Source organism: Paludisphaera sp. (assembly GCF_037189885.1).
Taxonomy (GTDB): domain Bacteria; phylum Planctomycetota; class Planctomycetia; order Isosphaerales; family Isosphaeraceae; genus Paludisphaera.
Window position 1 is genome coordinate 1 of record NZ_JBBCIR010000075.1, and the last position, 24,603, is coordinate 24,603.

The window sequence follows — 24,603 nt, forward strand, 5'->3', positions numbered from 1 at the left end:
ACGGCCGCACCACAAAAAGACCCTCCATCGGCCCCCGGTCGCGCGCCCCCTCATCCGCCCCCCCGGGGCACCTTCTCCGACGAGGGGAGAAGGGGGGATGGACCTCTCCGGGACGTCGTTATCGAAGGAGCGCCACGAGGGCAGAGGGGAGGCGCGATTGCTTCCCGATGCTTTCAAGAAGACGCCTCTCCCGGCGGCTTTTCCCGATCGCGAATTGTCAAGGAGCCGCACGCGCGGCGTGCCGGAGGCATGATCCGCCGCGCGGGGCGTCGGATTTCATGGTTCCGAGAAAGTTTTCTCCGTCGGCTCGGCGGCGACCAGGCCTTCGCCCGCGACGAGCGACGCGAGATGCTTCTGGAGGCCCAGCTTGAAGGCGATGAACGAGGCGATGATGCTGGCGACGTAGCCGGCCAGGGCGGCAAATACCTGGATTCGCTCGGGCGGATAGCCCTGGGCGCCCAGGATGGCCCCCATCACGCCCCCGAAGAGGCCCCCCAGCAGGACACCCACGAGGGCGCCTCGCCAGCAAACGCTCCACCATACCGCCAACGTCTTCTTCCAGGTCAGTACCATGGTCGGCTCCGGACATGAGACGCTCGGCCGAGATGCGATGGCCGGCGAGTATCGCAGGCGGGACCGTCCGAAACAATCCACTACCTCACGATATCATCGGCTTCTCCCCATCCGCGTCCTACTGTTGATTCCGGGACGCCTCGCGGATTCGAAAAGCATGGGAGTAGCGACGATCATGGGGAAGTGGAAGACGGCACTTGTCGCCCTCGCGGCGGTGGTCGGGGGCGTCGGCTTCATCGGGCATGAGGCCCGCGCCTGCTCGCGGTGCGTCTACCTCGGGCCGGGGGGCGGCGTGATCGTGGCGCGGTCGATGGACTGGATGGAGGACACGCGTTCGAACTTCCATGTCTTCCCGCGCGGGATGGCGCGCGACGGCGCGGCGGGGGCGAATTCGATCGCCTGGACGAGCCGATACGGCAGCGTCGTCGGCACGATCTATGACGTCGCCGCCGTCGACGGCATGAACGAGGAGGGGCTCGTCGCCAACATCCTCTACCTGGCCGAGTCCGACTACGGCAAGCCCGACGGCACGAAGCCCACGCTCTGCATCAGCCAGTGGGCGCAGTACGTCCTGGACCGGTACGCGACCGTGGCCGAGGCCGTCGAGGCGCTCCGGGCCGAGCCGTTCGTCATCGTCGCGCCGACGTTGCCCAACGGCAGCCCGGCGACGGGGCACCTGGCGATCACCGACCCGACGGGCGACACGGCCGTCTTCGAGTACGTCGACGGCAAGCTGGCGATCCACCACGGCCGCCAGTACCGGGTGATGACGAACTCGCCGACGTTCGACAAGCAGCTCGCCATCGACGCCTACTGGAAGGAGATCGGCGGCGAGGCGATGCTCCCCGGCACCCACCGCGCCGCGGACCGGTTCGTCCGCGCCTCGTACTACCTGGAGGCGATCCCGGAGATCGCCGACGACCGCCAGGCGATCGCGGCGACGACCAGCGTGATCCGGAGCGTCTCCGTCCCGCTGGGCATCACGACGCCGGGCGAGCCGAACATCGCCAGCACCCTCTGGCGGTCGATCCACGACCTGAAGAACCGGACGGTCTACATCGACTCGGCCGTCAGCCCCACCGTCTTCTGGATCTCGCTGTCGGCCCTGGATTTCTCCGAGGGCGCGCCCGTCAAGAAGCTGGCCCTCTCCGGCGGCGAGACCTACAGCGGCGAGGCCTCCTCCGAACTCCGCGACAGCGAGCCGTTCACGCCGCTGGCCGGCGCGGGGGAGTGACCTCGCGGCTCAATCGTACTTCTCGACGAGGCACGGCCGGCCGACTTCCTCCTCGACGTTCTCGCGAATGTCCCGGACGATCGCGTCGGCCAGCGCCTCGTCCATGTCGCCTTCGATCACGATCTCGATGGCGAAGAGGTCCAGATTGATCGACGTCGGGACCCCTTCAACCAGCAGACGATCCCCACGCCTGACGACCTCGTCGAATGGCTGCTCGTCCCAGGCGCTGAGCAACTCCCAGCGGAAGCTCGTCGGCCGCAGGGAGTCCGGGGAGACGTCCAGGATCGGGTCGTCGGGCGGCGGTCCCGCGGCCTCCTCGTCGTCCCGCTTCCAGGGCTCGTCGTCGGCGGGGCGGCAGTCCGGGAAGCATGGCCCTCGCTCGAACTTCTTCCCGCCCGCGTCGCGGATCTTGTACTGCCGCCAGGGGCGGCGCGTCAGGCGGGTCCAGCGCCCGGTCTTCACCTCGTAGGCGAAGTCGTCGAAGTTGCGCCAGATCCTCGGATCGTTCTCTCCCTTCGACGACCAGACCTCGCCGCCCCGGATCGTGACGACGCCGTGCGACAGCTCCGCCTCGTGGTTCCAGATCCAGCCGGGCGCATCGCCGTGGGAGGGGAGCGGCTCGACGCGGTAGTCGTCCAGGTGGAGGGCGAAGACCGGCGTCACCCCCGGTCGACGCTCCTCGGGATAGCCCAGGGAGCCGATCAGGATCAGGCGTTCGCCGCACAGGCTGGCGGTGTGGAAGTCGGTGGGTGGGAAGACGTCCCTGGGGTAGCCGAATATCTGGATGGAGCCGTCCAGGTCCAGGACCACCACGTCGTTGTAGATGCAGAAGTCGGGGTCGTAATGATCCTCGTGCTCGCCGGCGACGCAGATCAACCGGCCGTCCGGATGCGGCGTGCGGGTCGATCCCATCCGGACGAAGTTCCAGATCGGGCCGTTCGAGTAATCCTCATCGCCGAAGTACCGGCGTACGGACGTCGGGTAATAGCCGAGACCCTCCGGCTCCCGCCGTTCCCATCGCCGGAGCCGGGCCTCCTCGAGCCCATGGACCATCGCGAGCCAGAACGGCAGGTCCATGCGCTCCGGGTTGGACGCGCCGAAGCGCCGAGCACGCTGGGCTTCGAAGTCGCGGCGAGAGATCGTCGGCCCGTCCACGTTGCCCCCTCCGAGGTCGTTTCGCCTCCACGCCCGAGGATGGCCGGCCGGCCGTCACGCCAGGGGGTCATCCTTCGGCGTCTCCTTCGCCCGGGTCCCGGTCGGGGTCCATGCCAGCCTCGCGATGACGAAGCCGCCGAGCAAGCCGACCCAGACGAACGCCCCCCCCGCGTACCGCCGCGACGAGGGGCCGAGGATCACATCCAGCGCCACGACGACCGCGGCGCAGGCCAGCAGCCAGAGGGTCACGAACAACATGGCGCGGCCGAACGACCCTTCGGCGGCGGGGTTCGACGCGTGATCGATCGCCATGGATTCGGCTCCTCGAACGGGTTTCGGTCAGGCCAGGAGGTCGGCCGACGGCTTTGGTTTCGACCCATCGATCGGGACCATGATCAGCTTCATGCCGACGGCCCAGCCGATGGCGAGAAAGACGGGGCGCGCGAATCCAGGACGGCACGGGTGAACGACCCAGGACGCCCTCCAGGATGGCCTCCGCGATCCCCATGCTCGCGCCCCAGAGGCACATGAACAGGAGGCCGCGTAGGAGCGACCTCCCGGTGACGCGCCACGGTCTCGGCGGCGAGGCCTGGGGCCACATGGGCTTTAGCTCTCCTGGCCGATGGGGCGGACCCAGATGTTGCGGAAGCGGACGGGGTTGCCGTGGTCTTGCAGGAGGATGGGGCCCTTGGGGCCGTGCTTCTGGTAGCGGGCGAGGTCGCGCCAGGCGACGGAGCCGATGATCTCGGCGTGGTTCTGGACGACGACGCCGTTGACCAGCACGGTGACGTAGGCCGGGGTCTCGACCGTGCCGTCGTCCTTGAACCTCGGCGCGGTGAAGAGGATGTCGTAGCTCTGCCACTCGCCCGGGGGCCGCACGGCGTTGACCAGCGGCGGGTGCTGGCCGTAGACCGCGCCGGCGTGGCCGTCGGCGTAGGTGGGGTTGTCGAAGTTGTCGAGGATCTGGATCTCGTAGCGGCCGAAGATGAGGATGCCGCTGTTGCCGCGTCCCTGATCGGCGCCGCTCGGCGGGTTGGGGGCGGCCCATTCGAGGTGGATCTGGGCGTCGCCGAACTCCTCGCGGGAGGTGAGCGAGCCGGAGCCCCCCTTGACGACGATGGCGCCGTCGACGACGTCCCACGCCGGGTCGCCGTGGTCGCCGCGCCACTTCGAGAGATCCGTGCCGTCGAACAGGACGACGGCGTCCGACGGGGCGTCGCCCGCCTTCGCCCCCGGCGTGACGACCGGCGGGTGGGGGCGGTCGGCGTCGTGGACGCGCCACTTGTCGCCGGGGAGGAACGGGGTGTCCCGGAATCCGGGCTTCTTATCCTTCTCGTCGAGCATGGCGAAGCAACTCAGGGCCGAGGCCCCCGCGAACAGCGTCGCGGCGAGGGCCAGGAGGGGGCGGCGGGTCGTCATGGCGGGCGGGACTCCGGGCGGTTGATGCCCCCCCGAATATGCGGAGGGCGGCGGACTTCAGCCTTCGAGGATCGTCGACCCGCGCCGCGACGGCAAGAACCTTCCCGCGACGAACCACCCGCGCATCGTTCGGAACGGCGGCTGGGCGCGATCAGACGGCACCCTCGACGATGGCTTGGAGCAAGGCGGCGGAATCCGGCGACAGGACGCGCATGGTTTGGAGTTGCTGGGAATTCACCAAGCCGTCGTCGTCGCAAGTCAATCGATCTTTACCACTGGGGCTGTCGAACCGAAGTTCCTGAGCGAGGTGGTGAACATCCAGGCTGGATATCTCATGGGCCGCGCCCGGCGGTGCCAGAATGTGGCACTTAGCTGGCCAGAGGTTTGCCCTACCCAGGGCTCGAGCAGCCCCGGCCTGATCGGTAATCACCCCGACGACGATCCGCCCGATGAGCCTCAGGCGGCCCTCGATAATTGAAACGAGCCAAACCGTGTCGCCGACCTCGAAGCGGGCGTCTGGTTGCTGGCCGCATGCTCCAACGGCCCACCCGACTCCAGTTCCCAGTCCAGCGTCGAAGGCTTCCAGTACGCCAGGAAGTCGCGAGCCATGGCGAAGCCTCTTGCAGTCCGACGCGGGAGACCGGCGGCCCCGCGCCGCCAAGAGGGCGGGAATACTCCCGAGCGGCTTCGGGCCGTCGGGCCGATCTCAAGCCGACGAAAAATCAGGCGTACATGGGAAACTTATCGATGGCGACCTCGACGACCGTCAGGAACCGGCGGCCGGACGCCGTCCCGAGCAGCCGCGTCCAAAGGGTGAATTCATAGTCGGCCGGGTACTCAACTGGCGCGTCGTGAGGCCAGGGATATTCGGGATTCGGGCCATTCTGGGCCAGGGCGGGAGCCAATCGTTCTAGCTCGTGAGCCAAAGGGATGACACCCTGAATCCATCCGCGAAGCTGACTGAAATTGCGAAAATCCAGGGCTGAGGCGAGGGCCTCGCGTCGCTGGTCCTCGACGAGGCCGAGCTTCCTCAAGAAGTTGACGAATCCGGCGTGAGATCTCTGTGGCGGGCCCCCACCACGCCAGAGGTATGCCTTGGTGAGCTTCTCCGTGGCCATCTGGAGGTAATGGAGCTGATGACACGGCTCGACCCCGCTTCGGCGAAGCAATCTAAAGACGCGGAGGTCGGAGCGGGCCTGTTTCCACCACTTCTCCTGGTGTGGATTCACCGCGCCGGCTCCGGGTCGAAGTCGTCGGCTTGCTCAAGCGTCCATCCTTCGGGTAGTGGAATCTCGCCGCGATTGATGGCCTCCCATTGGGAAGGCGTCACGTCGAGCATGAGCAGCCTGTGCTCCTCCTCGGATTCGAGGTTGAAGCCGAAAACGACAGGCTGAAGCAGCGCGTCATTCATCTCGGCGAGGAGGTCGTTGACCACGAGGATGCGGATCTCACGATCCGGCGCGTCCTTGGGAAGATAGAGAATCTTCCGGATTCCCGGATCGAGATCGCGGTTTAAGGAGACGTACCGTCTTGCCATGCGATCTCGATCGAACTGGACGGTGGCCACGGTCGCATCTCCTGGCGGGTTAATCCCTCGTCGCGGTGGTCAAGCATTTCTCGATTCAGATGGAAAACCCGGTGCCGCAAGTTGGGAGATGTGGCCGACGCCCGGGAATTTGCGCATGGCTACACGGAAACCTCGACCTCGCGCACCTCAGCCTTGGCGGCCAACTCGGGAGCCACTTCGAGGTACTCGCGAATAGCCTCGGCGATGTTCTCCAGCGCCTCGGCTTCAGTCTCCCCCTGGGAGCAGCACCCCGGGAGGCCGGGCAACGAGACGCTGTAACCTTCCTCGGATCGGTGAAGCGCGACCTTGTAGATCATGCGGACCTCCCGGGTTCGGTCCATCGCGGCGGTCAAGCCCGAGCGGGTTGCCTCGGGGCGGGTGCCCCACGGAGGATGCCCTCCGAACTCAAGTCCTCGTCAACGTCCGGCCAATGGATGCCGTATCCTCCACCGGCGATCTTCCAGTTCGCCCGCTGCTCCGGGCTCGCGTGGAGGAGGCGAGGATACCAGGCGAGGGGCACGGTCACCGTGCGGCCGTCGAGCAGGTCGACCCTCAACTCGTCCTCGGTCACCGCGACATCCACGATCTTCTCGCCAGGACTCATGCCTCATGCCTCCCCGCCCAGGTGGGCCCGCCAGGCCGCCATCAACACCGGTTGATTGTCGGCGAGCAGCCGCTCGATCGTCCGGAGTTCGCTCGGCTTGAAACCGAGATTCCGGGCCAGCGACACGGGGTCGATCCAGAACTTGGCGGACCGATCGTCCCGGTCGACGTGGACGTGCGGCGGCTCCATCAGGTCATGACTATAGAAGTAGGCCCGATACGGTCCGGATCGCAACACGGTCGGCATGATCGGCCCCCACGATTTCAGCCTTCATCGTAGCCGGCGCGGCGACGGGTCGCAAATCAGCCCGCGCCGCGGTGGTCGAGCATCTCCTGGATGTGGGGGGTGAAGAGGCGGGGCTCCAGGAGGAAGGCGTCGTGGCCCTTGTCGGAGTGGACGGTGAGCCAGAGGAAGGGGACCTCGGCGACCTTGAGGGGGCGGACGAGCTTCTCTTGCTGCTTGCGGTCGAAGGTGTGGTCGTTGTCGATGCTGAAGACCAGGAACTCCTGGCCGCGGCAGCGGCGGAAGACGTCGCGGAGGTCCTTCGCGCCGGTCTCCTTCACGAGGTCGAACCACTGCCAGGCGTCGAGGATGCGCAGGTAGGTGTTGGCGTCGAACCGCTTCACGAACTTCTGCCCCTGGTGGAGCATGTACGACTCGACCGGGTGGTTCATCTCGTACCAGCCGTGGGGGGGCTTCTGGCTGACGACCTCGTTCCGGGCGCGCATGCGCAGCGCGTCGGGTGAGATGAACGTCTTGTGGGCGATGCGACGGGCCAGCGCCAGGCCGACGTCGGGCCTCGCGCCGGCGTAGTAGTCGCCGCCTCGGAAGTAGGGGTCGGCCTCGATGGCCGTGACCTGCTCGAAGTTCAGGAGCCGCTGGTCGATGGTCGTCTCGATGCCGGTGCCGATGGCGACGACGAAGTGGACGCGCTCGGGGTGGGCGGCGGCGGTCACCAGCGCCAGGAACCCGCCGATGGACGGGCCGACGACGGCGTGGAGCTTCCGGACCCCCAGGTGGTCCAGCAGCCTCATCTGGGATTCGACGATGTCGCGCATCCGCAGGACGGGGAACGTCGAGCCCCAGGGCAGGCCGGTGGCCGGGTTGATCGAGGCCGGGCCGGTGGAGCCGTAGCAGCCGCCGAGGAAGTTGGCGCAGACGACGCAGAACTTGTCGGTGTCGAGCGCCTTGCCGGGGCCGATGAAGGGGTCCCACCAGCCCTCGTGCATCTCCTCGGTCCAGCGGCCGTCGAGCCCCGGGACGTGGGGGTTGCGGCCGGCGGCGTGCTGGCAGCCGGTCATGGCGTGGTACAGCAGGACGACGTTCGAGCGGTCCGCGTTCATCCGGCCGTACATCTCGTAGGCCAGCGTGAACCGCGGCATCGGCGGCCCCACGCACAGGGGCAGGGGGTCCGCCGGGTCGTCGAACTCGAAGAACCGGGTCTGCGTCTCGGAGTCTTGGCTCATGGGGTCGCGGGTCTGGAGGACTCCGGCTCGGCCGGCGGCCCCCCGGCGGGAGGGGCGCCGCGCGGAGGCGGGTGAGGGTCGTCGGGGCGCGGAGGGGCCGACGCTCGCGCCGTCATGGGCCGCCGCCATCCCACGGCCCGACGCCCCCAGCCCTTTGGGCACCCCCTCCGGGGGGAGGGGGGCGAGTTTCCGCCTCGCGGCCGCGCCGGCCTCAGGCCGTGGCGGACGCCAGCGCCTGGTCGATGTCGGCGAGGATGTCGTCGACGTGCTCGATCCCGACGGACAGCCGGACGAGGTCGGGGGTGATGCCCCCCGCGCGCTGCTGCTCCTCGGTGAGCTGGGCGTGGGTCGTGGTGGCCGGGTGGATGGCCAGGCTCTTGGCGTCGCCGACGTTCGCCAGGTGGGAGAAGAGCTTGAGCGACTCGATGAACTTCGACCCGGCCGCCGCGCCGCCGCGGATGCCGAAGACGACCATCGCGCCCCCCTTGCCCTTGAGGTACTTCTTGTTGAGGTCGTGCATCGGGTCGCCTTCCAGGCCGGGATAGCGGACCCAGTCGACCCGGTCGTGGGCGCTCAGGTGCTTGGCGACGGCCAGGGCGTTCTGGCAGTGGCGCTCCATCCGCAGCGGCAGCGTCTCGATCCCCTGGAGGAACATCCAGGAGTTGTCCGGCGAGATGCAGCCCCCCAGGTTGCGCAGCGGGACGGTCCGCATGCGCAGGATGTACGCCAGCGGGGCGAGCGGCTCGGGGAGGTCGATCCCCCAGCGGATGCCGTGGTAGCTGGTGTCCGGCGTGGTGTACAGCGGGTGCTTGCCGGCGGCCCAGTTGAACCGGCCGGAATCGATCACGATGCCGCCGATGGCCGTGCCGTGCCCCCCCATCCACTTCGTCAGCGCGTGGACGACGACGTCGGCGCCGTGGTCGAACGGGCGGCAGAGGAACGGGGTGGAGAACGTGGAGTCGACGACCAGCGGCAGGCCGTGGTCGTGGGCGACCTTGGCGACGGCCTCCAGGTCGGTCACCTCGAGCGCCGGGTTCGAGACGGACTCGCAGAACAGGGCGCGGGTCTTGTCGTCGATCGCCCTGGCGTAGTTGTCCGGGTCGGTCGAGTCGACGAACTTCGTTTGGATGCCCAGCGGCGGGAGCGAGTCGTTGAACTGGGTGAAGGTGCCGCCGTAGAGGTTCCGGGCCGAGACGATGTTGTCGCCGGCCTGGGCCAGGTTGATGATCGACTGGAAGATGGCCGACATCCCCGAGGCGACCGCCAGGCCCCCCGGCTCCGGGGCCCCTTCCAGCAGCGCGACCCGCTTCTCCAGCACGTCGGTCGTGGGGTTCATGAGCCGGGTGTAGATGTTCCCCAGCTCCTTGAGCGCGAACAGGTTCTGGGCGTGCTCGGTGTCCTTGAAGACGTAGGACGTGGTGCGATGCAGCGGCACGCCGCGAGCCTGCGTGGAGGGGTCGGGGCCGGCGCCGCCGTGGATGCAGATCGTCTCAAGTTTCATGGGTCGACCGGGTGCGGGACGGGCGCCGGCGCGGGGCCGGGCGCGGGGCTGTTCGGTTTCGCTGGGACGGGCCCGGGCCGCGACGCGCGCGTCGGTCGGGCCGTCCGCTGGATCATGAATTAGAGCCCAACGCCCCCGCCGACGCCAGACCGGACCGGCCGGAAAGCCCGCGCCCGGCGGCCACGCGGCCCCCCGGGCATGCTTGCGATCACAGAAACGAATTTGCGCGCGATGGGGCGAAATCGGGCCGCGAGCGGTTGGCGCGACGCCCAATTCCATGATAGACAGAGGAGGCCGGCGCGGAGGCGAGCGGCGACGGCGCCCCTTCACACGACGTTGAACGGAATCGACGAGCGAGGGCCGACACGTGAGGTGCATCGAGGAGATATCGCGCCCGGCGGCGGTCGCCGCGGGTCGGCGCGATCACGCGGGCGATCTCGCGGCCAGGCCGCGGATGGCGGGATTCGACGTCCTCCGGCTGGTCGCGCTGGCGGCGATCGTCGCGTTCCACGCCGGGGCGCCGGGCTCCCGGTACACGGCCTGGAGGCTGCCGGCGCTCACGATCATCTCGGCGGCCCTGGCGGCGGGCCGCCGCGAGCCCCGGCCGCTGGCGGAGCAGGCCCGCCGGTCGGCGATCCGGCTCCTGGCCCCCTGGGCGTTCTGGTGCGCGGTCTACGGGGCCGTCGACGCCGCCATCTACTGGCGGCTCGGCACGTCCGTCGTCCAGGAGCTGGGGCCGCGGGTGCTCGTGACGGGGGCGTCGGTCCATCTCTGGTACTTGCCCTTCGCCTTCGTGATGATCCTGGCCGTCGACGCGGCGCGGCGGCTCACCGAGGGGCTGCCGGCGGCGGGGACGTGCGCCCTGGCCGCGACCGTGGCCCTCGCGGCGCTGGTGGCCGTGGCCCTGGACGGGTCATACCGGGACGACGCCGGGACGCCCTGGCCGCAGTGGCTGCGGGCGATCCCCGCGGTGTTCCTGGGGCTGGCCGTCGGGACCGCGACGCGCCGCGGGAGCGGCCGGGGGGTGGCCCTCCTCGCGACGTCGACCGCCACGGCCTGCGCCGCGGTCGCCGTCGGCCTGGGCGACGACCTGGCGGCGCGGTACGGGATGGCGATGATCCTGGTGGCGGCGGCGGCGAGTTGGCGGTTCGACCCGCCGCGCTGGCTGACCGACGCCGCCGGGCTGGCCATGGGGGTCTACCTCATCCACATGGTCGTCCACCGGGCGATCTACTTCGCCTTCAACCGCCTGCCGACGCCCGACCTGCCGCCGACCGCCCAGGCCCTGGCGGTCGTCGCGCTCTCCTTCGCGGCGGCCTGGGCGCTCTCGCGGACCCCCCTGCGGCGCCTGGTCTAGAACATCATCGAGGCCAGCGCCAGCAGGCCGCCGCCGACGACCCCCAGCGTCCCCAGGCGGGTGAAGGCGTCGTCGGTCGGGAGCAAGAGGGCCTCGAACGAGCCGAGCTTCATCGCGTTCTTCATGATCGATCTCCTCGCGTCCGGACGCGCGGCGCGTGCGACGCGCGCGGGATGGGCATGGGTCGGGAAGAGTGGGCTTCGATCAGGAAGGGCGTCGGGGGGGATGGAAGATCCCCGAGGGCGCGCGGGGGTCGTCGAGCGTCTCGTCGACGACCCGGGGCCGCCGCGACGAGGCGGGGGGATGGGCGGTCGCGACGGCCTCGGCCATGCCGTCGCCCCGGGAGGGGATGGTCTCGAAGCCGCGGCCGGGCAGGGGCGCCGGCGCGCGTCCCGAGCAGGAAGCGCCCTCGCAAGCGGGCGTCGGGGGCGGGTCGAGGGGGGACGATTCGGCCCCCAGCGCCACGACCTCCAGCCCCGCCGACGGGTCGAGCGACGCCGAGGCCCCCGACATCGCCCGCGAGCCGCAGTGCGCCCCCGCCGCCGGCGCGAGCGCCAGCCAGGCCACGAGGGCGAGGAGGATCCCCGCTCCCGCTTTCGGCCCGCGGTAAATGGATGAAGGCGACATGGCGGCCCCATTCCGGACGATGGGCGGAACCCGCGACCGACCGACTTCGGCTCTCGAACCCGGGCGACTCCCGCCCCCGCGCGACATGACTCGCAGGGCAACATACCGATTCGACGAGTCCGTCGCAAGTCGACGCCGGCGGAACTCGCTTTTTTCTTCCGGTTCCGCCGCCCTGCGCGGCCGGATTATGGCCGGACGTCCAACTCCAGGTCGTCCAGGTAGACGGCCGTCGGGCGTTCGGCGGGGCTGACGAAGCCGACCCAGTCGACGGTTTTCAGCCCGGGGGCGACGGGAAGGCCGGTCAGCTTGACGGGCTCCACGCCGGGGATTTCGACGGCCAGGTCCCAGGTCGGCCGGTGGACGCCCAGCCGCGTCGACACCCGCACGCGCAGCCATTTCCCGGCCGGCACGTCGGCCACGGCGCGGTCGCCGGCGAACAGCTTGCCGTCGCGGAACCAGAGGCTCGGGCCGACCCGGTACGGGGACGAGCCGTCGCGCCACTCGTGGTAGAAGACGGCCCCCGGCTCCACCCGGATCGCGAACGAGCAGGTCGCCAGGCCCTCGCCGTAGCGCGGCGAGAAGTAGAAATGCGGGTCGAACCCGTTGGCCAGGCCGGCCGCGTCCGCGAGCTTCAGGGCGCGACGGCCCGACGCCGCCGTCTCCTCGGTCACGGCCGACAACTCGGGACGGCCGCCGTGCGAGAGGGTGGCGGAAGCCGGTGTGTAGCCCGGCTCGCCCGGCGCGTCGCCCTCGAAGCCTTCCGAGACCGACAGCGGCGGCGGGCTCGGCGCGGGGGGGGAGTCGGGCAGGGGGGCGTCGGCCTCGGCCCGCCACGGGCCCTCGCCTCGCACGCCGGCCTTCGAGGCGTCGAACGGCTTGAACCCCACCGACGCCGCCGGGCTTCCCGGCTGGAGCCGGAAATCATGGTTCGCCGCGTCCACGAACTTCGGGTCGGCGACCCTGGAATGCTCGTCCTGACCCGTCGCCTCCCGCCACGCCTCCAGCGACAGGCCGCCGGGGAACTCCACCGGGGCGCCCGAGGCCTCGTAATAGAGGTTCGAATCCAGGCGGTAGTTCTTGTGGTCGGACCAGTTGCCGGTCAGCAGCGGGCCGCCCCGCCAGTAGATGATGTTATTCTCCAGCGTGAACGACAGGTGGTCCTCCGCGCGACTGCGCATCACCTGGCCGTATTTGCTGAAGGCCAGGATGTTATTGCGCACGACGTTCTCGCGGCCGTAGTGCTGGTGGTAGCTCCCGGTCGTGGTGTTCCAGACGAGGTTTCCCTCCAGGACGATGCCGGTGGAGCCCTCGTCGTTGTACAGGCCCCAGCCCCCCGCGCCGGCCTTGTTGTACGAATCGACGTCGTGGATGACGTTGTGGCTGACGCTGGTCCCCTGGGAGAGCCCCAGCGTGTAGACGCCCCCCATGTCGCTCAGGAGGTTGCGGCCGATGTGGTGCAGGCGATTGTACTCGATGGTATTGCGCTTGCAGGCGGTCTCATTGTAACCCCACGACCAGCCGACGGATACGGCTGTGTAATAACCGTCGGCGATGTCGTTGTGCGTGATCGCGTTGTCGCTGGACTGGCCGATCCACACGCCGATCGCGCCGGGGAACCAGCGGCCGTATCCCCGGATGATGCAGTCGTCGACGGTGATCCCGCCGGTCGCGTGCTCCGGCTTCGCCGGCATCCCGGTCTCGCCGATCCGCACTCCCCCCGCCCCCAGGTCCACCAGGGCGCAACGCTCGACCTTGCTGTCCGAGCAGCCGCGACGGAACCAGACGCCGTAGATCCCGGCGTGCTCGATCCGGCAGCCCTCCAGCGCCACTCGCCTCGCCCCGTCGACCATGACGACGGCCGGGATGTTCACGGCGGCCTGGGGGTCGCCCTGCCCCTGGGGCGGCAGCGAATAGGCCGAGTGCCGGAACGTCAGGCCGCGGAAGGTCAGGTCCTCCACCAGCGAGCCCCCGTCGGGATCGCCCTGGATGGTTATGAACGCCTCGGCGACCGGCGCGACGACGCGGGCCTTGCCGATCTCCTCGCCGGGCAGGGGCCTGTAGTAGAGCGTGCCGTCGCGGTCGAGGAACCATTCGCCGGGCCGGTCGAGGGCCGACCGGACGTTCTCGACATAATAGCGCTGATTCGCGCCCCATTGCAGGAAGGGCCAGGGCGCCGGGCCGGTGAGGACGACGTTGCCCGTCTCGGCGTCGACCGAGGCGACGCGGTGCCGCGAGACCTCCCACGAGTGATGGACGACGACGTTGGCGTCCTTGAGCTGGTCGGCCGAGAGCCCCGCGAACGCCTCCAGGTCGCGGCGATCCGCCACGAACGCGCGATTGGTCGCCGGGCCCTCCTCCCCCGTCGCGGGGTCGACGGCCCTGGCGAGCGGCTTGCGGATGTAGAAGAACCCCTCGTTGGGCGTCCGCGCCCGCGTGGCGCGACGGCCGTTGACGTAGAGCTGTTCGAACGGCTTGCCGCCGGCGGCGGCCTCGGGGATCCTGGCCGTCCAGAGGCCGTCGGGGGCGGCGGAGAGACCGACGATCTCGCGGCCGCCGTCGAGGACGACCGTCGCGCCGGGCTCGGCCTCATAGACGACGCCGCCGTCCTCGGGGCCGAACGCGACGGGCTCGGTCACCCGATACATCCCGGCGGCGAACCGGACCGTGACGGGCTCCCGCTCGCCGTTCGCCCCCTTGCGAAGCTCCCGGACATGGTCGCGCGCCTGCCGGAGCGAGGCGATCCGGCCGTCGGGGGCGACGCTCACCACCTCGGCCTGGGCCCATGCGGCCGTCGCGGCGAGCCAGGCCCCCAGGGCGGTCGGGAAGGTTCGGCGAAGGGTCATCGGGAGGTCCTCCATCGCGGCCGGGCCCCCCGCGCCGGCGTCGACGCCCCGGGACGGCCCTTGCCGCGACTCTAACGCGCCCCGCGCCCCTCCCATAGGACCCGCTCGTTCGGGACGGAGCGAGGCCGCGTCCCCCTTCGCCGCCGTCGGGATGCCGGGGCCGCGGCCAGAGTCTCCACGAATCACCAAAAGCGCCCACCACGATTCATTTTCGCACCACGAAATACATCGTTTAGATCAAAATTAGTACAACCTTTCGTAACCCGGTCGAGGATGATCGAAGTCCATTGGGGGCTCTCGGGGCATCCCGCCCGATGACAGGGGGAGGATCGATGATGATGCAATGCATGTCCAAGCGGCTCGTGATCGCGGCGTTGCTGGGGCTGACGCTGATGCTCGGGGCCTCGCGGCCCGCGACCGCCGGCCTGATGGGCTCCACGGTGAATGTCTCGGCCTATTTTCCGGAGACGACCAACCTCTATGTCGATCCCGGCGACGTGGTGGTCTCGGCGGGCGTGGAGTATGGACCCGGATCCTATGCCGGCTACAATTCAGGGATCCAGGCGGACATCACCGACGACCGGCTCGTCTTGACCCTCCCGGACGGGGGCACGATCTTCAGCTCGGGCAATTTCAATGGGTTTATCCTGAGGGTGCTCTCCGGGCCGACCATCCTCTCGGCCACCGTGGACGGCTCCAGCGAGTTCTCCCCCATCTCGGTCACCCTGCTGAACGGGAACGAAGTCCAAATCAACTACGCCGGTGTCGATGCCCGGATCAGTGGTACCTCGTCGTCGGCCATCGCCTTCACCTTCGCGCCCGCCGCGGTCCCGGAGCCGTCGTCGCTGATCTCGGGCGGGATCGCCTGCGCGCTGGCCCTGGGCCACTTCCGTCGTCGCAAGGCGAGGGCCGGGGCCTGACGGCCTGACGACCGCGGCGGGACCGGGGAGGCATGACCCGCCCCGCCCGCGTCGATCCCGATCATCGCGCCCCCCCTTTCCGACCCCGGGCGACCTCGCGGGCCTCGGCGACGGCCCGCTCGATCGCCTCCAGGTCGGCCGGCGCGGGCTTGCGCGACCGCAGCGCGAGGGCGACGCATTCGCCCAGCGAGCCGTCGAAGACGTCGTCCAGGAAGCGCCCGGCCAGGAGGCCCAGGACGGCGTCGCGGCGGACCCGGGCGAAGTAGGCGTAGGCCCTCCCCGCCGGCTCGTGGCCGACCAGCCCCTTCTTCTCCATCGTCTGGAGCAGGCTGAGCACCGTGGTGTACGCCAGGCCCTCCTCCCTCGCCCCCATGGCCTCGTGGACCTCGCGCACGGTCGCGGGGCCCCCGCGCCACAGGGCCTTCAGCGCCTCCAACTCCCTCGGCGTCGGCGGCGATTCGGACATCGCGGTCTCCTACGTCTCGACCCGTAGCCCGCCGGCGCGACCTACGGGACGCCCCGTGGTCCTGGCCGACGGGCCAATCTACTGTCCGACCAGTATCAACGGCTCGCATCGTACTGGACCGCCGGTAGATGTCAACCGGAGCCCCGCGGTCACTTCGCTGGGACGGGCTGGGGCGTGTCGCGGGCGAACTCGGACCAGACGGCGTCGATGGCCTCGCGGGAGGGGACGCCGCGGTGGACGTACAGGCCGTAGCGGAGGAGCAGGGGGGCGCCGGGCCGGATCGTCCTGGGGCCGCCGAGCGTCGGGCTGGCGCCCATCCAGCCGTCGCCGCGGACGTGGAAGGGGGTGGGGTGGCCGAAGTTGGCCGGGTGGTCCAGCAGCGCGATCCCCTCGGCGGCGTCGCGGGCGATGGGGCCGGAGTAGTCGACCCAGCGGGCGGGCTTGCGGAAGCAGCCGTCCGGGCCCTGCTCGCCCTCGTCCCCCTCGGAGTTCCGGATCCGGCCGCCGCCGTCGTTCACGCCGATGGTCTTCGCCATCCGGACGCCCACGGGCCCGAACGCCGTCTCGCCCAGCACGACCGGGGCGTCGCCGGGGACCTCCAGTTGGAGGTCCAGGATGAGCAGCCATTCGCCGTCCTTGAGCGGCCGGACGGCCATGCGGCGGCGGTCGCGTAGGTCGAGGAGGCCGTCGGCACCGACCCAGTCGTTCTCGACGATCATCGCGGCCTCGGCGTCGCCGTCGTCGTATCGGACCACCCGGCGCGGGACGATTCGGGCCGACTCGCCGTTCTCCCAGTAATTCCGGCCGTTCACGCTCTGGTGTGAGACCCAGAACGAATCGTGGTGCGCGTGCCCCATCGGGTCGCGCGGGTGCCCCATCCGGGTCAGCGACCGCCCCGAGGGCCCCACCAGCGGGTAGACGAACGGGCGCGTTTGCCGCGCGTCGAACCAGTACCGGGCGACCTCGCGGCCGTCGACTTCGAACGACGCCTGACCGCCCGGCAGCGGCAGCACCTGGCACCTGGGGACGGGCTTCGCGTCCGGCAGCCCTTCGTCACCGCCGGCCGTCCCGACGAGAAGCCACGCGAGGTGCGATGCGACGACGAGGAATCCCCTGCGACCCATGGCGACGACCTCCGGCGGGGCGAGGCCTCGGCCTCGGCCGAGTCCAAGATGGTGGAAGTTATCGCCGAGGATACCCCCATCCACCCGGGTCGTCGAGGAGCGCGCGGGGGCCGTCGGGCCGGAGGAGGCCCGCGGGCGCGTCGTTTTCATGATCGTCGCCGCGAGGGCGACCAGGCGGCCGACCGATGCCGTCGGTCGGCGCAAAGGTTCGCCCCGCCCCCGCGTGGGTGGGGGAGGGGCGACGGCGTCCGATCAAGCGGACGCGTTCCGGAATGAGGGGCCGGGCGCGGTACGCCGGCCGGGCGGGTCAATAGCGGCGACCGCCGCCGCCCCCGCCGCCGTAGCCACCGCGACCACCGCCGCCGCCATAGCCGCCACCGCCGCCGGAGCGGGGCTCGCGAGGCTTGGCTTCGTTAACGGTGAGGTTGCGGCCATCGTAGTTGTGCCCGTTGAGGGCCGCGATGGCTTCCTGGGCCCCTTCGTCGGTTTCCATCTCGACGAAGCCGAAGCCCTTGGAGCGATTGGTGTCCCGGTCGATGATGACCTGGGCGCTGAGGACGCCGCCGTAGGCGGAGAACAGCTCCTGGAGGTCGGCGTCGACGATGTTGTAGGTCAGGTTCCCGACGTAAAGCTTCTTGGCCAAGATCGGCTCCGAGGCGTGGGCGGCCCGCTTTGCGCTTTCCGGGCCGAGAAGAAAGGTGAGCCCAGGGCGGACTCGATCGGACGACGAGCGGAGCAACGCTCGGCCCGACCGTCCCAAGTATACCGAAATCCGGACACATGCAAGGAACAAAATCGAGAAGATCCAAATTTTGTCCCCCGGCCCGTCCCGACTACCCACCTCGGGCCCGCGCCGGCCCGTCGATCGGGGCGAAGAATTCCCGACGCAGGAGGTCGGCGATCGTGGGCGCGACGAGCAGGAAGGCGGCCTGGTCGGGGTCCATCAGGGGGTGAAATCGCTCGTCGCGGCCCGACTCGCGGAGCGCCTCGTTCATCGCGACGGCCAGGGCGTCGACGTCGCGCCAATCGCCGAGGTACTTCGCGTGGAACGCGACGACGCGGCCGTCGTGCAGGAACTCCACGGTGTAATCCGAGCCATCGACCGATTCGTGGTCGTGGACGTCCTCCTCGGACACGCCCGGCGGCAGGTTCCACGACTCGCGGGCGGCCTCGACGACAAACCTCCCCCGGGTCGCCTGGGTCAGGCCGAGGATCAGGTTGTCGTGGCGCGGCGGGACCATGTCGGTTTCGCCGCCCAGGACGACCATGATCCCGGCGCGGGGCAGGGTGTCCAGGAAGACGTCGGCCGGCTCGGGCTCGCAATCGGGCCAATTCTCCCGGAGCGACCGCGCGGCGGCCTGGGCCAGACCGTCGGCGTCGCTCAAAACGCCGAGGGCCGCCAGCCGGTCCAGCGCGGACTGGGGGTCGAGTCCCCGAGTCCGCCAGAGGAGCCGCATCCGGTCCATCGAAGGCTCGTCGCCCACCCGGCCCTCGACCGCCGCGACGGCCTCCGCGCCGCCGATCCTGGCGAGCGCCTCGTCGAACGTCCCGTTCGCGCCGTGCTGGGCCCGGGCGGCCAGGATCGCCGCGACGACCTCGGCGTCGCCGGTCCCCTCATACGCCCTCCCCAGCGACTCGGCCGCGGCGAGGGGGAACGCGTCGCGTCGCGGGAGCATCTCCAGGACCGTCGCGCGGTGCAGGGGGGGATCCCCCGCGGCGATCACGTTCAGCGCGTCCCGCGCCCCCTCCTTGCCCAGGACGACCGGGCCACGCTCCCCGAGCATGTCGAGCGCGATCTCGACGCACCGATGGTCCTCCGGCGCGGCCCGCCGCAGGGCGTCCAGGGCGGAGCCGACCGTGGCCGTGAAGCTCCGCGCCCGCTCGCCGTCGCGGACCTCCCCGAACCGGCGCGACAAGACCCCGACCGCCGCGCGACGGCCCTCGGGCGACCCCCCTCCTTCGATCGCGCGCGACAGCCCCGTGAGGAACCAGTAGTCATCGAGCCCGTTCGTCGAGTGGTCGAGCCACGCCGCCTCGATCGCCGCCACGTTCTCGGGCGTGGGATCGAGCGCGCCGAGCCAGAACGCCAGCCGGGGACGATCCGGGGCGTCCGGCCGGTGGATTAACTCCGCGAACCGTTCCACGGCCCCGGGTATCGCCAGGACGCCGCACTCCTGCACGGCCCTTTCCGCCACGATCCGATCGGGCGAATCCAGCCCCTCCAGGAGCATCCGGCGAATCTCGGCGTCGGTCGCCAGGAACCCGACGTCGCCGCTCATGAGGGAATGCCGCCACGTCGCCTTCGCGTCCCGCAGCGCCTCGCGGGCGATCGGCAGGACGGCCGGCTCCTCCAGCGCGCACAGGGCCCGGATCGCCGCCGTCCCCGCCACGGTCGTCGCCAGTTCCCGCGCCGCAACCTCCAGCAGCCGGGGCACCGCCTCCCGCCGACGCTCCCGCAGCAGCTCCCGATGGGCCTCCTTCAGCCCGAACATCTCCGGCAGTTCCCTGAAGAACCGCTCCAGCGCGTCGACCGGCCGCCGCGACTCCCCCTCCGCCCGGAGCGCGGCGATGCGGCCAGGATCGGTCGAGAACTCGACACTTGTGCCCATGGGCCGGGCCTCCTTCGTGGTGGCGGGATCGATCTGATGGGCCAACTCCATGCAATGATTCCAGGCGATCCGCGTCCAGTCGAGGCGTCGCCGGGTTGCCCGCGCGACCCGTGTCGTCGACACTGGCCGCGCCCACGGAGGTTCGAACCGTGCTCGAAGGCCTCGACGCGATCGACTGGAAGGCGCTCGGCCACGCCTACGGGCCGGCGACGGACGTCCCGGACCAGCTCCGCGCGCTCGCGTCGTCCGATCCCGACGCGCGGGCCGAGGCCCTCCACGCTCTGTTCGGGAACATCTGCCACCAGGGGACGGTCTACGAGGCGTCGGCCCACGCCGTCCCGTTCCTGATCGAACTCCTCGCCGACGACTCCACGGCGGATCGGGCCGGGGTCCTCTGCCTCCTGGGCGAGTTGGCGACCGGCTCGTCCTACCTGGACGTCCACCAAGATGTCATCCCGGACCTCGCTTCGACGCTCGGCTTCCACGAGAAACTCGGCCGCGAACGGTCGTGGGTCCGCGCCACGCTTGAAGCCGTCGAGGCGGGCGTCCCGGAGTACATCCGGCTGCTGGAGGCGCGAGACCGGCGAATCCGGATGGCCGCCGCCCATGCGCTCGGCGCGTGCGTCGGCCGGGCCGACGAGGCGGCCCAGGCGCTTCGATCCGCCTTCGCCGCCCGACCCGACGAATCCGAGCGGTTCAACCTGACTCTCCGCCTGGGCACCCTGGGTCGCGAGGCCGACGTCGCGTTCCTCCGCGCGATCCCGGCCGACGGCCCGATCGGCTGGGCCGCCGCCGTCGCCATAGCCGAGATCCTCCGCCAGCGGACGCCGGCCGAGACGGTCGCGCGGGTCGCGTCGGCGTTCGCGGACCCGCAACCGCTGGACGACCTGCTCGCGGACCAACCCTGGGCCCCCGTGGAGGCCATCGAGATGACCCGCCAGGCCATCGAGCGGATGGACGACGCGCTGGCCGTCCCCGCGATGATCGCGGGCGTCGGGCTGGTCGAGCACTACCACGCGGCCAGCCTCGCCGCCGACCTCCTGGACCGGGTCCTCCCGGCCCCCCGCCGGCCCCCGGCCCCGCCCCCCGGGCCGCTCCATCGCCTCGGGGCGCTGATCGGCCTCCGCTTCGGCGACCCGCCCTACCGCCCGATCGAATCGCTGGACGACCGCCAGGTCGCCGCCCTGCGCGCGATCGCCGAGGCCGGACGCGCGTGGGGCTCGATCATGGACCTGTCCGCCGACCTCCGCAGTCGCGACCTGCCCGACGTCCGGGAAGCCCTCCGCGAGTACCTGGACCGCCGCTGACGCCCACTCTCCTCGACAGCCCCGCCCCGCTCTGCTAGATTGCCGGCGAAATCCCCAGGATCGACATCACCGGACAAGGACGTCCCCCATGCCCACCGCCGCGCGACGGGCCACGGCCCCGATCCCCGGCCCGGCACTCCCCGCCGAGCCGCCGCACGCCCTGATGGACGTCCGGTCGCTCGATCGGAACCTATTCAGCGTCGCAATTTACGGCGATTCCACCGGCCGCGTCGCCGACCTGGTCGCTAGCATCGCCGAACACGGCATCCTGGAGCCGCTGATCGTCGCGCCCGGATTGGGGCGAGGGCGATGGGAGGTCGTCTCGGGACACCGCCGGCTCGCCGCGGCGATCGAGCTAGGGATGGACCGCGTCCCCTGCGTTGTCCGCGAGTTCGATTCGGACGACGAGCGACGCCGAGTCGTCCTGGAGCATAACCGCCAGCGTCGCAAGACCTTCAGCCAGCTCATGCGTGAGGCCGACGCCCTGGAAGGGCTCCTCTCCGCCGAGGCCAAATCCCGCAGCCGCGCGAATCTCCGCAAGGCCCCACTTCCCGACGCCCCCACCATCGGCCCGCGCACCATCCCCTTCGGCGATCATCCTTCCTGGCGGGACGACGCCGAGCGTCGGAATTCCGACGCTCCGGGCGACGAGGGGCGGGGGAGGGGGGGGCGCGTCGCCGGGGTCGGTCGCACCGACGTCGCCATTGCCGACCGCATCGGCCTGGGGGGCAAGGACTTGTATCGCCAGGCCCGCGCGATCTGGTCCAAGGCTCGCGAGGGGGACCCCCGCGCCATCGCCGGGGTCGCGCAGCTCGACGCGGAGACCAAGACCATCCACGCGGCCTACAAGGATCTCCGACGGCGCGACAAGTACGCCCGCGACTTCCGCCCCACCCCCTACGACGTCTGGTCGTTCCGCCACGATCGGGCCTTCGGCGTCCCCCATCCCGGCTCCATCCCCCCGGACCTCGTCGCCCACGCGCTCCATTACTTCACCGACCCGGGCGACCTGGTCGTCGACCCCATGGCCGGCGGCGGCACCACCCTGGACGTGGCGACCGCCATGAACCGCCGCTGCCTCGCCTATGACCTCGACCCCGTCCGCCCCGACATCGCCCCGCTCGACGTCCGCCTCGGGCTCCCCCCCGAAGCCCTCGGCTGCGACCTCGTCTTCTGCGACCCCCCGTATCACTCCATGCTGGCGCGGAAGTACCACCGTGAGGGCGTCGCCTCCGCCCCCCTCGAAGCCTGGGTCGAGTTCCTCCGGGGACTCGCCGAATCAGCTTTTATAGGCCTCAGGCCCGGCGGCCGATTCGCGCTTTTATTGGCGACTCAAACCGAGAAGGATCTCCCCCGCGGCCACGGCTACATCGACCACGTCTTCCTCGGCTACCAGGCCGCGACGGCCGCCGGCTTCCTCCCCGAGCGTCGGGTCAGCTGCCCCATGAGCGGCGACTACACCCCCCAGCAGGTCCGCCGCGCCCGCGTCGAAGGCCGCCTGCTGGGGCAGGTCCGGGACCTCCTGATCCTCCGCAAACCGGCGGAGGGCGGGACACGCCAGCGTCATCCCGAATCAGCAAATCCCGCATCCGGGATCACGCAAGTGGGCAACTAGATAACACAAGCGTCTAGCGGCGGCTTCCCGTTCGCGGCAACACCTGGACCGCCATTTTGGCATGCCGTGACGACTGCCAATCCGTGACCCCGCCGCGCATGAAAAAACGCGGCCCCGGGGACCGCGTTTTCGGCTCGACTCGGAAGTCGTCGAGGGAGGCTCAGTCGACGGGATCGCCGCACGCTAGCTCGTAGACCTTGCCGCGGACGAAAGGGTTGGAGAGCGTGGGATTTCGGCGGACGACCGGCTCGGGGAGCGACTCCAGGGCGACGGCCGTAAGCCGTTCTAGTTCCTCGGGATGAAGATTCTCGAGGACGTACGAGACGGCAGCTTCCTGGGTCGCGAGCGAGTCGACCTCGCGCGCCTGCCGCTTCTCGTGCTCGATCCGCCGCAGCCGTTCCGCCAGCTCGCGGCGTCGATTCTCCAGGCGATTCGCCACCTGGGGGAGCAGGTCATACCCGTCCTCGATCCCCGCGCGGATATAGCCGGGGCCGTTTTGCAGCTTACCTAGGCTTTGGAGGTAGAAGGCGTTGAGGAGCACCTTCGCCACCGCCTCCGGGTCGCGTTGCGTAACTAGGCGGCTCGCGAGATTCTCCGGGAGTCCCTGATTCGTCAACAGTTCCTGCAAATCCACAGCAACAAGGAGCCGTCCGTCGGGGCTCAGCCGGAAGGGCGTCCCGGGGATCGGGGCCGACGCTGTGTCTTCTTTTGATCCTGTCTCTCGTTTGGGCCCATCCTCGCGGCCGCCGTGGTCCACCTTCTGGACCGGCTCGACTAAAGAAAATAGCCCGGTTTTCGAGGGGTCGACTAAGGGTTCTGGACCGGTTTTCGGGGCGGGATCTAAAAGATCTTGGCCGGTTTTCGGGGCCGGCCTGGTTTTCTTGTCCACCGGGAGGGCGCGGTCGCCGGTGGGCCGGCGCTCGGGGGCCGGCTGGCGGATCACCCGGTACGCGGTGGACCTGCCCCGCGACTTGTTCGCGATCAGCAGCCCGGCCTCGACCAGCTCCTGGATGGCGTCGATCACGGTCTGGCGGCTCAGGCCCGCCTGGCGCGCGATGGTCCGGGTGCTGGGATAGCCCCAATCGGTCCCGAAGTCCGAGAAGAGCCCGATGACGAGGTAGACCTTGATCGCGGAGCCTCCCAGTGACCGGAAGGCGTCGGACCGCAGCAGGTCGTGCTCGACTCGGAAGAAGTACGATCCCATGGCCGGATGCCACCTCGACTCGAATTCGCGCGACGACGCCCCGCCGACGGCGGCGCGTCCCAAAAACCCCTCGCGTGCGCATGCGCGGGCGCGAGCGGGCGATTCAGTTCGCGTCCAGGGTCGGCGGGTCGGCGACGTAGTACGTCTTCACCTTCCCCCGGGGGCCCGTCGTGGAGACGACCAGCCCCAGCCGCTCCAATTGCGAGAGGCCGTCGATGACCGTGGGGGTCGAAAGCCGCGTCCGGGCGGTGAGCTGATTCAGGCTGATGGTGACGCTGCGGTCGGGCAGGCCCCCCACCGCTTCGATCACCACGAGGTAAACCTTGATGGCCTCGCCGCGGATCCGAGACAGATAACCGCGGTCGAACAGCACGCTCTGGACCCAGTCGACCTGGGTCGCCTCGTCGACGTCCGTCGTCATCGCGGGGCACTCCGTTCTGGCGGGCCGAGTAAACCCAGCCCGCCCGCCGCTCCTCCCCCGGCGTCCGATCGACCGCCTCGCGTGCGATAGTCCTGCAGCACCCATGGTCGATCCCACTCCCTCAGGATTCGGAGCCAATCCCTGGCTTCCGTAGATTCCCTTATCGGCTCCTGAACCCCTAAATTGCCAGTCGTCCAATCGTCGAGGCCAGAATCCGACCGTCCAGAGACCGAGGAACCGGTAAAACCGGCCCGTGGGGGAGGCATATGGAGCGAGCTACGAGAAAGTCCACGGAAAACTCGGAGATCTAACTCGTTTCTATGACGATCGTTAGAGACTAATTGCAAGAACATTCCCCACTGGACCGTTGACCCTCGCCGCGATCCTGGTACTATCTCTCTTGTCGAGCGGACAACGCCACGACGACAAACACACGGCCGACCTGGTCATCAACGACGGGTCGGCCGAAATCGTCGACGGCGGGGCGAACTCGAAGGCGACACGCGGCGTAGGAAGGTCAGCGAAGACCTTGCTACGAAGTCAGGTCGCCGATCTTTGACAATCCGGTCGATCGTGAATGACAGCGAGACG

25 protein-coding genes are annotated in these 24,603 nt (G+C 69.9%); 5 read left to right on the forward strand and 20 right to left on the reverse strand.

The features are described 5' to 3' along the window. Nucleotides 1-276: 276 nt before the first annotated feature. Nucleotides 277-573, reverse strand: coding sequence for a hypothetical protein (locus tag WG209_RS20215; protein WP_337176900.1), 297 nt, complete (start codon nt 571-573; stop codon nt 277-279). Between the two features lie 157 nt (nt 574-730). Between WG209_RS20215 and WG209_RS20220 the strand changes: the two genes are divergently transcribed. Further along, on the forward strand, nt 731-1,807 hold the full coding sequence (locus WG209_RS20220; RefSeq protein WP_337176901.1) for a linear amide C-N hydrolase: 1,077 nt from the start codon (nt 731-733) through the stop codon (nt 1,805-1,807). 9 nt (nt 1,808-1,816) lie between these two features. Here the strand turns inward: WG209_RS20220 and WG209_RS20225 are convergent, their stop codons facing one another. The 10 genes from WG209_RS20225 to WG209_RS20270 all read right to left on the reverse strand — a co-directional run bounded on the left by WG209_RS20225 (nt 1,817) and on the right by WG209_RS20270 (nt 9,519). Beyond that, entirely contained in the window at nt 1,817-2,962 is a 1,146-nt protein-coding gene (locus WG209_RS20225) for a hypothetical protein (protein WP_337176902.1), read from the reverse strand. Nucleotides 2,963-3,016: 54 nt separating this feature from the next. Further along, nucleotides 3,017-3,274 carry a hypothetical protein gene (locus WG209_RS20230; RefSeq protein ID WP_337176903.1) on the reverse strand — a complete coding sequence of 86 codons (258 nt, stop codon included), beginning with the start codon at nt 3,272-3,274 and terminating at the stop codon, nt 3,017-3,019. A gap of 294 nt (nt 3,275-3,568) precedes the next feature. Beyond that, nucleotides 3,569-4,381, reverse strand: coding sequence for a DUF1080 domain-containing protein (locus tag WG209_RS20235; RefSeq protein ID WP_337176904.1), 813 nt, complete (start codon nt 4,379-4,381; stop codon nt 3,569-3,571). 722 nt (nt 4,382-5,103) lie between these two features. After that, the gene (locus tag WG209_RS20240; protein WP_337176905.1) at nt 5,104-5,610 is read right to left on the reverse strand and encodes a hypothetical protein; all 507 of its coding nucleotides are present in this window, start codon (nt 5,608-5,610) and stop codon (nt 5,104-5,106) included. Beyond that, nucleotides 5,607-5,948 (reverse strand): hypothetical protein, encoded by a 342-nt coding sequence (locus WG209_RS20245; RefSeq protein ID WP_337176906.1) that lies wholly within the window; start codon nt 5,946-5,948, stop codon nt 5,607-5,609. Before WG209_RS20245 ends, WG209_RS20240 begins: the two co-directional genes overlap by 4 nt. A gap of 119 nt (nt 5,949-6,067) precedes the next feature. Further along, the gene (locus tag WG209_RS20250) at nt 6,068-6,265 is read right to left on the reverse strand and encodes a type II toxin-antitoxin system HicB family antitoxin (RefSeq protein WP_337176907.1); all 198 of its coding nucleotides are present in this window, start codon (nt 6,263-6,265) and stop codon (nt 6,068-6,070) included. Between the two features lie 32 nt (nt 6,266-6,297). Then, nucleotides 6,298-6,552 carry a DUF2442 domain-containing protein gene (locus WG209_RS20255; protein ID WP_337176908.1) on the reverse strand — a complete coding sequence of 85 codons (255 nt, stop codon included), beginning with the start codon at nt 6,550-6,552 and terminating at the stop codon, nt 6,298-6,300. Nucleotides 6,553-6,555: 3 nt separating this feature from the next. Continuing rightward, entirely contained in the window at nt 6,556-6,798 is a 243-nt protein-coding gene (locus WG209_RS20260; RefSeq protein WP_337176909.1) for a DUF4160 domain-containing protein, read from the reverse strand. Between the two features lie 56 nt (nt 6,799-6,854). Beyond that, nucleotides 6,855-8,018, reverse strand: a complete 1,164-nt coding sequence (locus WG209_RS20265) for a homoserine O-acetyltransferase (protein ID WP_337176910.1) — start codon at nt 8,016-8,018, stop codon at nt 6,855-6,857. A 211-nt stretch (nt 8,019-8,229) separates the two neighbouring features. Next, nucleotides 8,230-9,519: an O-acetylhomoserine aminocarboxypropyltransferase/cysteine synthase family protein gene (locus tag WG209_RS20270; protein WP_337176911.1), complete on the reverse strand. Its 1,290-nt coding sequence runs from the start codon at nt 9,517-9,519 to the stop codon at nt 8,230-8,232. A 454-nt stretch (nt 9,520-9,973) separates the two neighbouring features. On the opposite strand from WG209_RS20270, the gene WG209_RS20275 reads away from it, so the two are divergent. Further along, on the forward strand, nt 9,974-10,876 hold the full coding sequence (locus WG209_RS20275) for an acyltransferase (protein WP_337176912.1): 903 nt from the start codon (nt 9,974-9,976) through the stop codon (nt 10,874-10,876). Here the strand turns inward: WG209_RS20275 and WG209_RS20280 are convergent. From WG209_RS20280 to WG209_RS20290, 3 genes are all read right to left on the reverse strand, one after another. Next, a complete protein-coding gene (locus tag WG209_RS20280; RefSeq protein ID WP_337176913.1) occupies nt 10,873-11,001 on the reverse strand; it encodes a hypothetical protein in 129 nt (42 codons plus the stop codon). The genes WG209_RS20275 and WG209_RS20280 overlap by 4 nt on opposite strands. A gap of 79 nt (nt 11,002-11,080) precedes the next feature. Next, nucleotides 11,081-11,503 carry a hypothetical protein gene (locus tag WG209_RS20285; RefSeq protein ID WP_337176914.1) on the reverse strand — a complete coding sequence of 141 codons (423 nt, stop codon included), beginning with the start codon at nt 11,501-11,503 and terminating at the stop codon, nt 11,081-11,083. A gap of 185 nt (nt 11,504-11,688) precedes the next feature. Beyond that, a complete protein-coding gene (locus WG209_RS20290) occupies nt 11,689-14,346 on the reverse strand; it encodes a right-handed parallel beta-helix repeat-containing protein (protein WP_337176915.1) in 2,658 nt (885 codons plus the stop codon). 332 nt (nt 14,347-14,678) lie between these two features. Here WG209_RS20290 and WG209_RS20295 point away from each other — a divergent pair, with 332 nt between their 5' ends. Continuing rightward, nucleotides 14,679-15,266 carry a hypothetical protein gene (locus WG209_RS20295; protein WP_337176916.1) on the forward strand — a complete coding sequence of 196 codons (588 nt, stop codon included), beginning with the start codon at nt 14,679-14,681 and terminating at the stop codon, nt 15,264-15,266. 61 nt (nt 15,267-15,327) lie between these two features. On the opposite strand, the gene WG209_RS20300 is transcribed toward WG209_RS20295, so the two are convergent. From WG209_RS20300 to WG209_RS20315, 4 genes are all read right to left on the reverse strand, one after another. Continuing rightward, on the reverse strand, nt 15,328-15,732 hold the full coding sequence (locus tag WG209_RS20300) for a BlaI/MecI/CopY family transcriptional regulator (RefSeq protein ID WP_337176917.1): 405 nt from the start codon (nt 15,730-15,732) through the stop codon (nt 15,328-15,330). A gap of 149 nt (nt 15,733-15,881) precedes the next feature. After that, nucleotides 15,882-16,856: a PmoA family protein gene (locus WG209_RS20305; RefSeq protein WP_337176918.1), complete on the reverse strand. Its 975-nt coding sequence runs from the start codon at nt 16,854-16,856 to the stop codon at nt 15,882-15,884. A 307-nt stretch (nt 16,857-17,163) separates the two neighbouring features. Next, entirely contained in the window at nt 17,164-17,499 is a 336-nt protein-coding gene (locus WG209_RS20310; protein ID WP_337176919.1) for an RNA-binding protein, read from the reverse strand. A 190-nt stretch (nt 17,500-17,689) separates the two neighbouring features. Next, the gene (locus WG209_RS20315; protein WP_337176920.1) at nt 17,690-19,465 is read right to left on the reverse strand and encodes a hypothetical protein; all 1,776 of its coding nucleotides are present in this window, start codon (nt 19,463-19,465) and stop codon (nt 17,690-17,692) included. A gap of 149 nt (nt 19,466-19,614) precedes the next feature. Here WG209_RS20315 and WG209_RS20320 point away from each other — a divergent pair, with 149 nt between their 5' ends. Beyond that, on the forward strand, nt 19,615-20,772 hold the full coding sequence (locus tag WG209_RS20320; protein ID WP_337176921.1) for a hypothetical protein: 1,158 nt from the start codon (nt 19,615-19,617) through the stop codon (nt 20,770-20,772). Nucleotides 20,773-20,860: 88 nt separating this feature from the next. Next, nucleotides 20,861-22,387 (forward strand): ParB N-terminal domain-containing protein, encoded by a 1,527-nt coding sequence (locus WG209_RS20325; protein ID WP_337176922.1) that lies wholly within the window; start codon nt 20,861-20,863, stop codon nt 22,385-22,387. 160 nt (nt 22,388-22,547) lie between these two features. Here the strand turns inward: WG209_RS20325 and WG209_RS20330 are convergent, their stop codons facing one another. Next, complete coding sequence (locus tag WG209_RS20330) at nt 22,548-23,591, reverse strand: helix-turn-helix domain-containing protein (protein WP_337176923.1); 1,044 nt, start codon at nt 23,589-23,591, stop codon at nt 22,548-22,550. 103 nt (nt 23,592-23,694) lie between these two features. Then, nucleotides 23,695-24,012 carry a hypothetical protein gene (locus WG209_RS20335; protein ID WP_337176924.1) on the reverse strand — a complete coding sequence of 106 codons (318 nt, stop codon included), beginning with the start codon at nt 24,010-24,012 and terminating at the stop codon, nt 23,695-23,697. Nucleotides 24,013-24,603 lie beyond the last annotated feature (591 nt).